The organism is Phenylobacterium sp. LjRoot219 (assembly GCF_964252995.1).
GTDB lineage: Bacteria > Pseudomonadota > Alphaproteobacteria > Caulobacterales > Caulobacteraceae > Phenylobacterium.
Genome location: NZ_CAXUQI020000002.1, coordinates 1,214,894 through 1,229,022 on the forward strand (window position 1 = coordinate 1,214,894; position 14,129 = coordinate 1,229,022).

The 14,129-nt window shown below is 69.2% G+C and carries 12 protein-coding genes; 11 read left to right on the top strand and 1 reads right to left on the bottom strand.

Features of this window, described 5'->3' with window-relative positions; genetic code table 11:
• Window positions 1–153 precede the first annotated feature (153 nt).
• The 10 genes from ACSQ14_RS23600 (at window position 154) to ACSQ14_RS23645 (ending at window position 9,920) form a co-directional block, all read left to right on the top strand.
• Entirely contained in the window at window positions 154–1,347 is a 1,194-nt protein-coding gene (locus ACSQ14_RS23600; RefSeq protein ID WP_436017123.1) for an LLM class flavin-dependent oxidoreductase, read from the top strand.
• Window positions 1,348–1,357: 10 nt separating this feature from the next.
• On the top strand, window positions 1,358–2,428 hold the full coding sequence (locus tag ACSQ14_RS23605; protein WP_436017125.1) for an ABC transporter substrate-binding protein: 1,071 nt from the start codon (window positions 1,358–1,360) through the stop codon (window positions 2,426–2,428).
• Entirely contained in the window at window positions 2,425–3,090 is a 666-nt protein-coding gene (locus ACSQ14_RS23610; protein WP_436017127.1) for a class II aldolase/adducin family protein, read from the top strand. The genes ACSQ14_RS23605 and ACSQ14_RS23610 overlap by 4 nt, the downstream gene beginning before the upstream one ends.
• 142 nt (window positions 3,091–3,232) lie before the next feature.
• Window positions 3,233–4,318: an ABC transporter substrate-binding protein gene (locus ACSQ14_RS23615; RefSeq protein ID WP_436017129.1), complete on the top strand. Its 1,086-nt coding sequence runs from the start codon at window positions 3,233–3,235 to the stop codon at window positions 4,316–4,318.
• Window positions 4,315–5,505 (top strand): MFS transporter, encoded by a 1,191-nt coding sequence (locus ACSQ14_RS23620; protein ID WP_436017131.1) that lies wholly within the window; start codon window positions 4,315–4,317, stop codon window positions 5,503–5,505. Before ACSQ14_RS23615 ends, ACSQ14_RS23620 begins: the two co-directional genes overlap by 4 nt.
• Window positions 5,498–6,253, top strand: coding sequence for an ABC transporter permease (locus ACSQ14_RS23625; RefSeq protein ID WP_436017133.1), 756 nt, complete (start codon window positions 5,498–5,500; stop codon window positions 6,251–6,253). The genes ACSQ14_RS23620 and ACSQ14_RS23625 overlap by 8 nt, the downstream gene beginning before the upstream one ends.
• A complete protein-coding gene (locus ACSQ14_RS23630) occupies window positions 6,250–7,077 on the top strand; it encodes an ABC transporter permease (RefSeq protein WP_436017135.1) in 828 nt (275 codons plus the stop codon). Before ACSQ14_RS23625 ends, ACSQ14_RS23630 begins: the two co-directional genes overlap by 4 nt.
• Window positions 7,074–7,934: an ABC transporter ATP-binding protein gene (locus ACSQ14_RS23635; RefSeq protein WP_436017137.1), complete on the top strand. Its 861-nt coding sequence runs from the start codon at window positions 7,074–7,076 to the stop codon at window positions 7,932–7,934. The genes ACSQ14_RS23630 and ACSQ14_RS23635 overlap by 4 nt, the downstream gene beginning before the upstream one ends.
• Window positions 7,931–9,322, top strand: a complete 1,392-nt coding sequence (locus ACSQ14_RS23640) for an FAD/NAD(P)-binding protein (protein WP_436017139.1) — start codon at window positions 7,931–7,933, stop codon at window positions 9,320–9,322. Before ACSQ14_RS23635 ends, ACSQ14_RS23640 begins: the two co-directional genes overlap by 4 nt.
• On the top strand, window positions 9,312–9,920 hold the full coding sequence (locus tag ACSQ14_RS23645) for a nitroreductase family protein (protein ID WP_436017141.1): 609 nt from the start codon (window positions 9,312–9,314) through the stop codon (window positions 9,918–9,920). The genes ACSQ14_RS23640 and ACSQ14_RS23645 overlap by 11 nt, the downstream gene beginning before the upstream one ends.
• A 615-nt stretch (window positions 9,921–10,535) precedes the next feature.
• Here the strand turns inward: ACSQ14_RS23645 and ACSQ14_RS23650 are convergent.
• Window positions 10,536–11,759: a ferritin-like domain-containing protein gene (locus ACSQ14_RS23650; RefSeq protein WP_436017143.1), complete on the bottom strand. Its 1,224-nt coding sequence runs from the start codon at window positions 11,757–11,759 to the stop codon at window positions 10,536–10,538.
• 841 nt (window positions 11,760–12,600) lie between these two features.
• Between ACSQ14_RS23650 and ACSQ14_RS23655 the strand changes: the two genes are divergently transcribed.
• Window positions 12,601–14,088: an ABC transporter substrate-binding protein gene (locus tag ACSQ14_RS23655; RefSeq protein ID WP_436017145.1), complete on the top strand. Its 1,488-nt coding sequence runs from the start codon at window positions 12,601–12,603 to the stop codon at window positions 14,086–14,088.
• Window positions 14,089–14,129 lie beyond the last annotated feature (41 nt).

A 14,129-nucleotide genomic window follows, 5' to 3' on the forward strand; every position in this document is an offset into this window, starting at 1 on the left:
TGGCTCCATCTAATGCGTTGATAAAACGCAAAAAACGCCAATCCCTTGCAGCCGACCTAATGGCGACGGCAAGATTTCTACATTCCTATCCATCGACTAGGAATTGAATCCTCTCCCGCGGCCCAAGCGGCCGTTGACGGTTGGGAGCGTTCCATGTCGGTCGAACTGTTCTGGCGGCTGCCGACTCACGGTGACGGCCGCAAGGCGCACGATAAGCACACTCGCGGCGAGTGGAACAAACTGACGCCGGAGCTGCGCAAGGCGCCCGGCGTCCGCAACGGTCGACCCGACGGCTTCAACTACGTCGACTACCTCGGCCAGGTGGCGCGGGCGGCCGAGATCAACGGCTTCGACGGCGCGCTGGTGCCGACCAGCGGCATCAGCGAGCAGTCCTGGATTGTCGCCGCGGCCCTGATCCGCGAGACCCGCAACTTGCGCTTCCTGGTGGCCCACCAGGCCGGCTTCACCGAGCCGCATTTCGCCGCCCAGGCCGCCGCGACCTTCCAGCGGATCTCCGACGGCCGGCTCGACATCAACATCATCACCGGTGGGTCGTCGAAGGCGCAGCGCGCGCTGGGGGACTTCCTCGATCACGACAACCGGTACGCCCGCACCGGTGAATTCCTCGACGTCTTCAAGAAGTACTGGAAGGACGCGCCGCTCGACTACCGGGGCGAGCTGTACGAAATCGAGGACGGCGGCTTCAAGGCGCCGCTCAACCACGCGCCGCTGCCGGGGATCTATTTCGCCGGCTCCTCGCAGCCGGCGATCGACGTCGCCGCCGATCATGCGGACGTCTATCTGGTTTGGGCCGAGCCGGTGGCCGGCAACGTCGAGCAGTTCGACAAGGTTCGCGCCGCCGCGGCCAAGGCCGGCCGTCTCGACAAGGTCCGGTTCGGCGTCCGCGTCGACATCATCGCCCGCGAGACCGAGAAGGAAGCCTGGGACGAAGCCCGCCGGCTGTTCGCCACGGCCACCGAGGCCTCCAAGTCGCTGTTCAACGAGCTGGGTCGCGACACCAAAAGGGAGTCGACCACGGAGTCGACCGGCGCTCAGCGCCAGTGGGCGCTGCACAAGGGCCGCACCGACAGCTTCGACGACCTGATCGTCGCCCCCAACCTGTGGGCCGGCATGTCGATCCTGCGTGGCGGGCCGAGCTGCGGCCTGATCGGCTCCTACCAGCAGATCGCCGACCGGCTGGCCGAGTACGTCCACGCGGGCGCGTCCAGCTTCATCCTCGCCAGCAACCCGCACCTCGAGGAGGCCTACAGCGTCGGGGAAGAGATCCTGCCGCTGCTCGGCCGGTCGATCAGCGGGCTGCAGAACGAAACCCACCGGGCCGCCTGAGGAGGATCCCATGTCCGACTACGCTGTCGATACGCTCTGGTACACCCGCTGTTCGGTGCCGACGCCGTTCAGCATCGCCGCCCAGCTCGGCTGGTTCGAGGACGAGTTCCGCAACGACGGCTTCAATGTCCGGTCGCTGCGGGAATCCAGCCGCCCGGAAGAGCAGAGCTCGCACTTCGACCACAACCTCGCCAACTCGTTCCGCCAGGGCGGCAGCGTGCCGGCGATCTGGGCCCGCTCGCGCGGCCAGGACACCCGGGTCATCGCCATCACCTGGACCGACGAATACCAGGCGATCATCGCCCTGCCGTCGTCGGGCATCCGCACCGTCAAGGACCTGAAGGGCCGCCGGCTCGGCCTGCCCAAGCACCACATCACCATCGACCACAATCGCGCCTCGGCGCTGCGCGCCTTTGACGTCACGCTGGCAACCGAGGGCCTGACGGTCGGCGACGTCGAGCTGGTCGACCTGGAGGACGCCCGCTACGGCGACGAGGGGGCCTTGCGCACCGGCGGCGGCGGCGGCGGCCGCCAGCGGCACACCTACACCAACGAGGCCTATGCGCTGGCGCGTGGCGAGGTCGACGCGGTCTACGTCAAGGACGTGCGCGGGGCCGAGCTCGCCTACCTGCTGGGCGCGCACGTGGTCGCCGACCTCGGCTTCCATCCGGACCCGTTCGTCCGCATCAGCAACTGCACGCCCCGACCGCTGACGGTCAGCGGCGAACTGGTGCGCGAGCGGCCCGATATCGTCGAGCGCTTCCTGCACCGCGTCGTCGAGGCCGGCCGCTGGGCCGCCGAGCACCCCGCCGAGACGGTGGGCTTCATCAGCGCCGAGACCGGCTGGTCGGAGGGCTGGATCCGCCGCGCCTACGGCGACAAGGTCCACCTGAACCTGGCCGCCGACCTCGATCCGGCCTCGATCGGCGGGCTCGGCAAGTTCGTCACCTATCTCGCCGACGGCGGCTTCGTCCCCGACCATTTCGAGGTCGACGACTGGATCGACGCCGGGCCCCTGCGCGAGCTCTCCCGCATCGCGCCGTCCGTTCGTTCCGAAGCCCTGCAAGGCCTGCCCGCATGAACGACGTCAGCAACCTTTCCGCCTTGGGCGCGCAGGCGCCCGATGTGCTCCAGGCCGCCGCCGATATCCAGGCCGCCGGCCGAAGCCTGAAGGAGAAGGGCAGCCTCTCCACCCGCGGGTCCGGCGCCTTCAATGCGGCGGTGCGGCTCGACGAGCGCCGCTTCGTCATCGGCTCGCTGAAGGCGGCCATCGTGGTCGACTTCGACGGCCAGCAGATCGGCGGCCCCGACGACCGCAGGCTGCGCGAAGTGATCGGCGTCTATCGCGCAATCTTCCTGGAGCGGCCGGACCTCAACGCCGCCCTGCACACCCACTCGCCGCACCTGACGGCCTTCGCCATCGCCCACAAGCCGTTCCCGATCCGCTACTGGTCGGTGGCCAAGCGGGCCGGGACCGAGGAGATCCCGCTGGCGGAATGGGCGCCGCGCTACTCGCCCGAGCCGGTGATCGAGGCGATCCGCAAACACCCCAAGGCGCCGGCCGCGCTGCTGAAGAACCGCGGCCTGTTCGCCTGGGGCCGGGAGGGGATCGCCGCGCTCGGCGCGCTGATCCACAGCCTCGACGAAGCCGCCGAGATCCAGCTGCTGTCGGAACGGATCGGCGGCGCTCAACCCCTGCCGAACGGCGCGGTCGAGGCGTTCGTCGCCTCGAAGGCCGGCTGACGGCCGGACGCCCGGCGCGGCGCTCCCACTGCGCCGGGCGTCCAATCGTCCGAGATCCGCCTCGCCCGGGGCCGGCGCGCCTGCGCCGGTCCCGGCGCGCGCTTGTCACCATTCCCCAGACGTTCCGAGGAACCTTCCCGCGATGATCACGCGTCGCTTCGCCGTCGCCGCCTTCGCCGTCAGCCTGGCACTGGGCGCCTGTTCCGGACAGAGCGCCGGCCAGGGCGCGCTCAAGCCGGTCCGGATCATCGCCGGCGGAACCGAGGTGAACGGCAAATACCTCCCCGGCGGCCTGACCGGCGTGGTGGCCGAGCAGGGCTGGCTGAAGGCCGAGCTCGCCAAGCAGGGCTACGACCTGCAGTTCCAGGACATGCCCCACGCCATCGGCGGGCCGATGATCAACGAGGGCTTCGTCAACAAGACCGTCGAGTTCGCCTGGTACGGCGACCTGCCGGCGGTGATCGGCGCGAGCGCGGGCGCGCCCTTGCGGTTGGTGTGGCCATCGAACGCCGGCACCAACACCTATCTGCTGGTCGCGTCGGGCTCGCCGGCCAAGTCCCTGGCCGACCTGAAGGGCAAGCGGATCGCCCTGCACCGTGGCCGGCCGTGGGAGGCGGTGTTCGCGCGCTACGCCGCCGACGCCGGCCTGAAGCTCGCCGATTTCAAGATCTACAACGTCAATCCTTCCGCAGGCGCCGCGGCGCTGGCGGGCGGGAAGGTGGACGCCTTCGTCGGACCGATCGCCGACGCCTACCGCCTGCAGTCGCAAGGCGCGGGCCGGGTCCTGTGGTCGACGAAGGCGGCGCCGCGCGCCTGGGCTCAGCGGACCGAGCTGTTCGGCCGCGACGACTTCATCAAGGACAATCCCCAGGCGGCCGGGCTGGTCGTCGCGGCCTACGCCCGCGCCGCCCAGTGGGCGTCGCGCGACGAGCACCGCGACGCCTTCATCGCCGCCTCGAGCCGCGAGACGTCGGAAGCGGCGATCCGCGTCGACTGGGAGGGCGCAGGCCCCTGGAAGCAGCGCTTCTCGCCGTTCACGACCGACGGCATCGACAGCCACTACCAGTGGGTTATCGACTACGCCGCCGAGACCGGGCTCATCAAGGCCCGGCCCGAGCTGGCGCGCTTCACCAACACCGACCTGGTCGCGCCGGCGGTCAAGCTGGCGGGCGCCGACGGCTGGTGGCCGGCCTCGCCGCAGCTGGCGAGCGCGACGGTCCGTCCATGACGACCCAGGCGTTCGCAGCCCAGCCGAGCGGCTCGGGCTTCATCTATCGCTTCATGCTGCTGGCCGTGGTCAGCGGGGCCTCGATCGCGCTCGGCCGGATCTCCACCCAGCTGTTCGCCATCCACCTGGGCGCCTCGCCGCTGCAGATCGGAACCATCATGGCGATCGAGCAGGGGGTGATGATGGCCGTGGCCATTCCCGCCGGCTTCTTGGTCTCGCGCCTGGGCGTGCGGACGAGCTACTTCACGGCGAGCCTGGGCCCGATGCTGGTCTACGCCGCCATGCCGTTCGCCGGTACCTGGGGCCTGCTGGCGCTCGCGCGGGGACTGATCGGCGTCTGCATCCCGTTCCGCATCAATTCGATGAACACCTCCTTCCTGCGCGAGCTGCCGCGGATCGGGCAGAGCAAGGCCGGCTGGTATCGTGGCTCCCAGACGCTGGGCATCTCGCTGGCGGGCCCGGCGCTCGCCGCCTGGGTGACCGGCCAGTTCGGCTACGGCGCCGCCTTTCTCGCCTCGGGCGTGATGTTCGGGCTGATGGGCGTGGCGAGCCTGACCTTCTTCCCGGAGACGCGGGAGCCGCAGGACGGCGCGCCGAAGGTCGGCTTCCTGCGTGAGGTCCGCCAACTGCTCGGCAAGCGCAGCATCTTCGAAAGCTGCGTCACCGAGCACGTCTCCAGCGCCACCACCTCGCTGTTCACCACCTTCATTCTGATCATCGCCATTCAGCAGCTCGGCCTGCCGCGGCCGGCGGCGGTGTCGCTGCTGGCGTTCCAGGGCTGCACGACCGCGGCTTCGCTGTTCGTCGGCAGCCGGCTTTACGTGAAGATGAGCCGGCACGGGGCCTACCTCTGGTCGCTGGGCGTCGGCTCGGCGGCGCTGCTCTGCCTCGGGCTCGGGCAGAGCTATGCGCTGCTGGCGATCGGCGCCGTGCTGCTGAGCCTCGCGTCGAGCTCGCTGCACTTCCAGAACATGACCCAGCTCAGCCTCTCTTCGGCGAACAAGAGCAAGATTTCCGGCCTCTACAACGTCGCCGGCATGTCCGGCGGGGTGATCGGCTCGATGAGCGGCGGCCTGCTGTCCAGGGTCGCGCCGCTGCAGTCCGTCTATGTGCTGTGGGTGGCGGTGCTCCTGGCCACCGCTGCGGCGATCGCTCTGCATAACCGCTGGAACCTCGTCGATGCGTAGGCTGCTGTCGGCGAGCGTTCCCTTCACCGGCGTGCTGGGCCTGCTCGCCCTGTGGTGGGCGGTCACGGCCGCGCAGGTGTTTCCGCCCCAGGTTCTGGCCTCGCCGGCGCGCGTCGTCGAAGCCGCGCGGGACGGCCTGCAAAGCGGCGAGCTGCTGCGCAACGTCGGGCTCAGCCTGAGCCGGCTTGCGGTCGGCTATGTCGTCGGCGCTGGCCTGGGCCTCGCCTTCGGCACGGCCATGGCCCTGTCCAAGAGCTTTGAGAGCTACACCGCCGGACTGTTCCACGCGATCCGCCAGGTGCCGACCGTCGCCTTCATCCCGATGCTGGTGCTGGTGTTCGGCGTCGAGGAGACCTTCAAGATCGTGGTGGTCGCCAAGGCGGCCTTCTATCCGACCGCGCTGGCCACCTACACCGGGGTGCAGGGCGTGCCGCGGCGCTACTACGACGTGGCTGAGATCTACCGGTTCTCAGCCCTCGACAAGCTCTGGCGGGTGGTCGGGCCTGCGACCCTGCCGCCGGTGCTCACCGGCCTGCGGCTCAGCCTCAGCCGCGCCTGGGTGGCGCTGGTCGCGGCCGAGTTGCTCGTCGCCGACAGCGGCATTGGCCAGATGATGGAGATGGGCCGCCAGACCTTTCAGCTGGAGGTGGTGCTGCTGGGCGTCGTGCTGATCGGCGCGATCGGCTTCGCGCTCGACCGCGCCTTCAGGCAGCTGGAGCTGAGCCTGGTTCGAGGAGCGCCCGCATGAGCCTGCCCGCGCAGGGCGGACCGGCGATGACCGGCTCGTACCCCTCCTTCCGTCTCCCGCGGCTCGGCGGGTTGAAGACCCTGGTCCTGCCGCTGTTGCTGTTCCTCGTCTGGGACCTGCTGGCGCGTCGCAACGTCGGCCACGGCATGATCTTCGTCAGCCTATCCGACCTCGCAGAGGCCCTGGTCGACGCCGTTCGCTCGGGCGATCTGCCGCGCAACATCGGCGTCAGTCTCGGGCGGGTGGCGTTCGGCCTGGCGGTCGGCGGCGGGGTGGGCGTCGCCCTCGGCGCGGCGATGGCGCTGTCGCGGCCGCTCGACCGGGTGCTGGGGCCAGTGCTGCACGCGCTGCGGCAGGTGCCGACTCTCGGCTGGATCCCGCTGCTCGGCCTCTGGTTCGGTTATGGCGAGACGCCCAAGCTGCTGATCGCCGCCAAGGCGGCGATGTTTCCCCTGCTGCTCAACAGCTACGAGGGCCTGAAGGGGACGAAGGGCGACTATGTCGAGGCCGGACGGGTGCTGGGCTTCGGGCCCTGGGACCTGTTCTGGCGCGTGCGGCTGCCGTCCGCCCTGCCGATGCTGCTCACCGGCCTGCAGCAGGCCATGGGCTTCACCTGGATCGCCTGCATAGGCGTCGAAATCCTGTTCGGCGCCGGCCCCGGGATCGGCTCGATGATCGAGCACGGCCAGATCGAGGGGCGCATGGACACCGTGCTGCTCGGCGTCGTGTTCGTCGGCCTCATCGCCTGCGCCATCACCACCCTGTCGAACCACCTCATCGCGCCGGCTTTGCGGTGGCGCGACCTCAAGGAAGAGCCCCGATGAGCCGGATCCCGTCCCCTGCCGCCAGCGGAACGGCGGCGCGCGGCGGCGCGCTCTCGCTTTCCGGGGTGAGCAAGACCCACCGCCTCGCCGACGGCGACCTAGAGGTGCTGCGCGCGGTGAACCTCAGTGTGGCCCCGGGCGAGTTCGTCGCCGTCGTCGGTGCCAGCGGCTGTGGCAAGTCCACGCTGCTGCGGCTCATCGCTGGCCTGGACAACGACTACGCCGGCGAGATCCGCCTGGACGACGCCCGCATCCTGTCGCCCAGCCTCGACCGCGGCATCGTCTTCCAGGACCACCGGCTGTTCCCGTGGATGACAGTCGAGCAGAACGTCGCTGTGGCCCTGGTCAAGCGGCGGTTGAACCGCGGGGCCAAGCGCAAGCTCGTCGCCGAGAACCTCGCGCTGGTCGGGCTGACCGGCTTCGAGCGGGCCTATCCGCATCAGCTCTCCGGCGGCATGGCCCAGCGCGCGGCGATCGCCCGGGCGCTGGTGAACGAGCCCAAGGTGCTGCTGTTGGACGAGCCGTTCGGCGCGCTCGATGCGCTCACCCGCCTGAAGCTGCAGGAGGAGCTGCTGGCGCTTCGCCAGCGCACCAATGCGACCGTGGTCCTGGTCACCCACGACGTTGAAGAAGCCCTGTTCCTCAGTGACCGGGTGGTCGTCCTCCAGCCGCGCCCAGGACGGGTCGCGGAGATCATCAGCGTCGGCGAGGCCGCGCGCGACCGGGCGTCGCCGGTCTTCGCCCGGCTGCGGGAGCAGATCCTCTCCGGGTTGACGGCTGCGCCGGCCACCGCCGCAAGCCCGATCGACCTCACCCGGCGTCGGCTGGACCTGAGACAGGCCGGGGCCGGTTCATGACGGTGACGGCGGCGCCCGTCGTGATCGTCGGCGGCGGGTTCAGCGGGCTTCTCACCGCCATCCATCTGCTGCGCGCCGACCGCGACGTCGCGGTGCGGCTAATAGAGCGGGCGCCGCAGTTCGGCCGGGGTCGGGCCTACGCGACGCGTGATCCTGGGCATCTTCTGAATGTCCGGGCGGCGAACATGAGCGCCTTCCCGGACCAGCCGGCGCATTTCGTCGACTGGCTGGGAGGCGGTCCCGGCGCGGGCGAATGGTTCGCCGGACGCGGACGCTATGGCGACTATCTGCAGGATCTCCTGCGCCGGACGCTTGCGGCCCAGTCTGGTCGGCTTCTGCTCGAACAGGACGAAGCCGTCCGCGTCCGTCGCGTCCGCCGCGGCTTTGCGGTGGACCTTGCGCTCGGGCGGTCGATCGAGGCCGGCGCCGTGGTCCTGGCGATGGGCTCCCTGCCGCCAGCCACGCTGCGTGGCGTTTCAAGGGAGGCCGCCAGGTCCCCGAACTATGTAGCCGATCCCTGGCGCGTGGATCTGCGCAGCCTGCCGGAAGGGCGCCTGCTGCTGATCGGCACGGGGCTGACCATGATCGACGTGGCGCTCAGCCTGGAGGCGGGGCGGCGCAGGTTCACGGCGCTCTCGCGACGCGGCCTCTTGCCGAGACCGCACGCGAGCGCCCCGGCCAGCCTGGCTCCGGCCGGGCTGCCGGCCCGCCCGACGGCCGTGCTCCGGCTGCTGCGAAGGCATGCGGAAGCGGTCGGTTGGCGCGCTGCGGTGGACAGCATCCGCCCGCAGACCGCGGAGCTTTGGAAATCCTGGCCGGATGCGGAGAGACGCCGCTTCCTGCGCCATCTGCGGCCCTGGTGGGACGCCCATCGTCACCGCATGGCGCCGGCGGCGGGCGCGCGCATCGCGGAGTTGCAGGACACCGGCCGCCTCGGGGTTCGTGCGGGTCGCATCGAGACGCTTCAAGCCGCGCCGGGCGGCTTTGAAGCGCTCATCCGGCCGCGCGGCGTCGCGCGATCGGAGCGGCTGCAGGTCGCCGCTGTGGTCGATTGCACCGGGATCTCGGGGGAGCTCGCCCAGGACCCGTCGGGACTGCTTCCCAGCCTCGAGGCCCAGGGCCTGATTTCCGGTGACGCCTTGGGACTCGGCCTCGCCACGGACGACCGGCAGCGGCTGCTCGATCCGGCCGGGCAGGTGGCCGGCGGCCTCTATGCGGTCGGGCCGCTGTGTCGCGGAACAGCCTGGGAAGCCATCGCGGTGCCGGATCTCCGCAATCAGACCGCACGGCTGGCGTCGACGGTGATCCGCGATCTGAAGGCGGGCGCGCGTGCCGCTGTTTCGCAGGCCGGGCCTGCGTCATCTCTGGAGCTAGAACATGACGTCTGAAATTTCTGCAGCAGTCGGCGCCCGGCGCTCGGACCACGCGATCGAGCCGTTGTTCCTGGAGCGCTGGTCGCCGCGCGCCTTCGACGGTGCGGCGGTTGGCGAGCCGGCTCTCGCCGCGATCCTCGAAGCGGCCCGGTGGGCGCCGTCGGCGTCGAACGCTCAGCCGTGGCGGTTCATCTACGCCATCCGCGGCGAGGCTGAATGGGAACGCTTCGTCGGCCTGCTCAAGCCGAACAACGCAGCCTGGGCGCGGAACGCCGGCGCGCTGGTCTTCATCTGCTCCGACAGCGAGAAGCCGGCCAGGGGTGAAGCGCCGCCGCAGCCGTCACGCACCCACAGCTTCGACGCCGGGGCCGCCTGGGCGCTCATGGCGCTGCAGGCGACGGCGCTCGGCTTCCACGCCCATGCGATCGCGGGGTTTGATCATCAGCGGGCGCGCGGCGAGCTGCAGGTCCCGGATCACTTCAAGCTGGAGGCGGCGGTGGCGATCGGCCGGGGCGGGGACAAGACGCTGCTGCCCGCGGAGCTGCAAGCGCGCGAAACGCCGAGCAACCGACGGCCGCTTGCTGAGACGGTCCACCGCGGCCGCTTCCGCTGACGGCCGATGAAGCTCGACCAACGGCAGTTCATGCCGTGCTGGTGGCTTAAGGAGATCAGGCCCTCAACGTCACGGGCGGAAGCGTTTGATCACAGCGATGGCTGCGGTCCCCGCACCCAAGTTTCCTTCTGGAAATCAGTGACATGGCCCCCGCAAGGGGGCCATTTTGCGTTCTGCGCACGTGGCTGCCGCTTGGTTCTGAGAATTCCCAACGAATCCGCCGGTTTACGTGGGCTCCGACGTCCGGTGACGCTTGTCGGCGATGGCTCCGTGGCGCAATCGCGGCACATGTCGGCCTGGACGTACGACCTTGCCCGTGCGGTGCTCGATTCCGCAGACCACAGCGCCAATGCAAAGGCTGCGGCCGCCTAAGTTGAGGTAGCAGTACTGCCCGCCCGGGACGCGAGCGGGCCAAAATTCAGGGAGTGTCCGCTGTCGGGCCGTGTGGCAACATTCGCTCCTGGCGCAGTCGAGACCACGAGATGGACGACGCGCTTGCGCTGTTAGAGCAAGTAGAGCTTCGACAAAGAACCGATCGCAGTCGTGTACGAGCCATCTCCGCCGCGGGGCCGTAGGCTGTGCGTGGAGTCCTACACTCCGCGCACAGCCTACGTGCTATCCGCCGAGCAGCTCGATCGCGGTGGATAGCCGGCGTTGAAGTTTCTCGCTGACCACTGGGCCAAGAACGGGAAACAGCCTTTCCGCGCCATCGCTGAGTTCACGCGCGCGCTCCAGGAAGATCTCCCGGCGCGCGACGCCGACTGGCCGGAAGCCAAGGTTGCGAGGGACGGCGAAGGTAAGCCCGGCGTTGATCCCCGAGCGATCTAGATTGGCGGGCAGCCGGGCCAGCGCCGTGGCCGCCGCCGCGCAGCCCTCCATCAGCTCGACAGAAGTATTCATCAGCCGCACCTGATCTGAGCGGTCGTCGCAGGCGTAGGTCTGGCTCAGCAACTGCAGCATGAAGCCGTAAAGCGCATTGCCCAGGTCCAGCAGGCTGGCGGCTGGCTCCTCGGTGACCCAGACGCGCGCGCGGCCTTCAAGCGGCTTGCGCATCACCGGGTCATGCGCCGCAGGCCAGGCTGGCTCGAAGGCGGGTTCTTCTGCCGCGAGCTCCTCCCACTCAGCCTTGATGGCGCAGAACCGGTCGAAGTGGCTTTCCGGGCCGGCCGCTGATCCGGCGGAGCCTTCACCTTCCTCCTTGATCCAAGCGATGGCGCCCAGGACCGAAGCAAGATTGGTGAGGCGCGCGACGTTGGGCAGCCGGGCGGTCTCGGCATCCAGTTGACGAAGTCCGCTCTGATCGATGACCCTAGCCTCGCCATGACGCGCGACGAGGGTCGTGAAGCCTTCGACGATGGAGTCATAGAGGGCGCCGACGGTGAGGTAGTCGGCCGCCGATGGCGTGAGGCCCCCGCGCCTAGCTTTGCGCTCCACGTCCACAGGCTCGAAGCCGGGTGCGTCCTGGAGAGGCTGGTGATCGGCCCGCTCCAGAAAGATGAAGTGGTCGAGCGTCTCACGCGTGAACGGGGTGAGCCGCACGATGACTCCGGCCGGATGATATCCGGGCGCCAGCGGCAGGTTGGCGCGATCGAAGTGCGGGGCGCCGCCGACCGCGACCAGCAGATTGTTGACCGTGGCGAGGTGGGCCATCTCCTCTAGCGCCACCTTGACGATGGTCTTCCGCCAGCGCTCGACGGCCTCCTCCTGCACTCGGGTTAGGCCTGGCTCGCCTTCGCGCTTCAGGCTGAAAGCTGCGTAGAGATAGGAGCAGAGCAGATTGTGCTCGATCTGCGCGGCCTCCGTTAGGACGTGGATCAGGTGCTCGCGCGTCTCGATCATGAGGGATCCGTCATACCGACACGTGCAACGAGCGCCCGTGGCCGTTCGATCCGCCGACAGCGAGGTCCGGCTGAGAGGCGCATCATGGTACGCGCTTCAGTTGATCGCCGATCCGCTACTCGTCTCGTCAACTTCAGCGGTCCCGAACGCGCCTCGGATCACCTCAGCCTCGGGGTGGCAGAGTACATGAACGACGCTGACCGTTCCTACTGGCTCGGCCTCAAAGGATAGTTCCGACCCAGCCGCCTCGATCGCTTGCAGGTGCCAAGTCACTGCTGCGACAACCCCATCTTCGGTCTGAGTTCCGCGGGCGATGCTGATGCGCTCGCCGACGCGGGGAGCCTCGACTAACTCGAAATCGCGGGACGGGCCGTCGGCGCCGTGTATCCAGACGCGCACTCGCATGTTTACCAAAGCTCTGCGCTGGATGCTCGGTTCCTGATGTCGTCGTTCCGTCGTTTGTTGCGAAGGTCCTTGGGACGCTTCGAACTTCCGCTCCTGCCGCCGACCTGACGTTCCTCCGGAGGGCTGACGCAGCCTAGTGGCGCGCCTCAGCGGAGGGCGGTGCTCACAGCAGGGCGAGCTCGATCCTACAGGTCAGGCCCGCCGGGTGGTTCATTTCGGGTTTCCGCCGATGCTGCCGAAGATCCGGGCAGCAGCTGAGTTCCGAACTCCCGGCGCTGGCGTGGTTCGACAGGGTGGTCTCCATGCGTCCACATAGCAGCCTCAGGCGGCGCCCGTTGCGTCCGTGGGCCCCGGCGGCGAAAGACAAGCGGCCGTGACGGGCGTGCGGCGCGTGCTAGGCTGAAGCGGGACAGGTCGCGACGGCAGGGGAGGACGCATGCCCGCAAAGTTGCGCAATGACAGCGTGCTCACGGTGGTGCTGGCGGCAGATCCAGCTGGGCTAGACCCCCTGCAGCTGCAGGGAGTCCAGAACTGGGCGGAGGCGGTCGCGGTGAGCGCCGTCTACGACGCGCTCTTCCATACGGACGCAGCGGGGCGCCCACAGCCGAAGATCGCAACTGGCCTCGTGACAGCGGACGACGGTCTGACCTGGACCCTGACGCTGCGCGCTGGTGTGCGTTTCTCCGACGGGACCGCGCTCGATGCCGAGGCGGTTCGTTTCAACTGGGCCAGGTTGGGCGATCCGGCGAATCGCGCCGCCGTGGCGGCCACGGCCGGGTTAATCGCCGAGATGCGCGTTCTCGATGCGCTCAGACTCTGGATCCGGCTGAAGGCGCCTGCGGCCAGGTTCGACCGGCGCGTAGCTCGCAACCTTTCGTCCGTCGGCTCGCCAGCGATGATCCAAGCGGTGGGCGCTGGGTTCGCAACTGCGCCGGTCGGAGCCGGCCCGTTCAGGCTCGTCGAGTGGACGCGCGGGGAGCGCATGCGCTTCGTGCGCAATCCAGACTACTGGCAGCCCGGCAAGCCGCACCTGGATGAGGTGGTGGTGCTGACTGGCATTTCTGAGGCGGCCGCCAAGTTCGCGCTGCTGGCGAGCGGACGCGCCCAGGTCAGTCTTGAGCCGATGGGGCCGCATCTCGAAAGATATCGCGCCGAGCCGGACCGCTTCGCGCTCCTTGGAACGCCGCAGGCCGGCGGCGGGGTGGCGCTTGCGCTGAATTTGGAGCGAGCGCCGTTCGACGATAGCCGCGTGCGTCGAGCCATCGCGCTCGCGGTGGACTCCGCCACCTTCGTAAAGGAGGCGGGGTTCGACCAGCAGATGGTGATGACCAGCCTCGACCGGGTAGGCTCCCCGTTTCACGATCCAGCCATCCGTCTGCCGCGGCGCGACGTCGCGCAGGCGCAGGCGATGGTCGACGCGTATGCGGCGAACCACGGCGGCTCCCTCGGGTTTACCCTGGAGACGTTCGCCAACGAGGGCCATGTCCGCGAAGCCGAAGCGGTGAAACGGATCCTGCAGCAGCGGCTGCGGGGCGTGGAAGTCGAGGTCGCCGCCAGCCCGGTTCCGGAGCTGATGCGTCGTTGGAGCGCTGGGGCGTTCCAGGGCTCGATTTTCGCGCTCGGGTGGGCCGACCCGGCGCTGGACCTACCGCCGGTGTTTGCCGTGGGGAGCCCACAGAACATCATGCGCTGGCGAAACCCCGCCGTCGCAGCGGCGCTGGAGCGGCTCGGCTCGGCGGCCGACGAGCGGGCGACCGTTGTCGCCCACCAGGAGGTGCTTTGCCAGGCGTTGGCGGACCTGCCGTTGGTGTGGCTGTCGCATAAGGAAGCCTTTCATGCGGTGGATCGCCAGGCGGTCAGCGCATGGCCGCTGTCCTACAGCCTGCGGCCGATGATCGAGGAAGTCCGGCTCGCGAAGCCGTAGCCGCCGAATGCAGCCGGCCGTGAGGCGCCTTTCAGTCGACG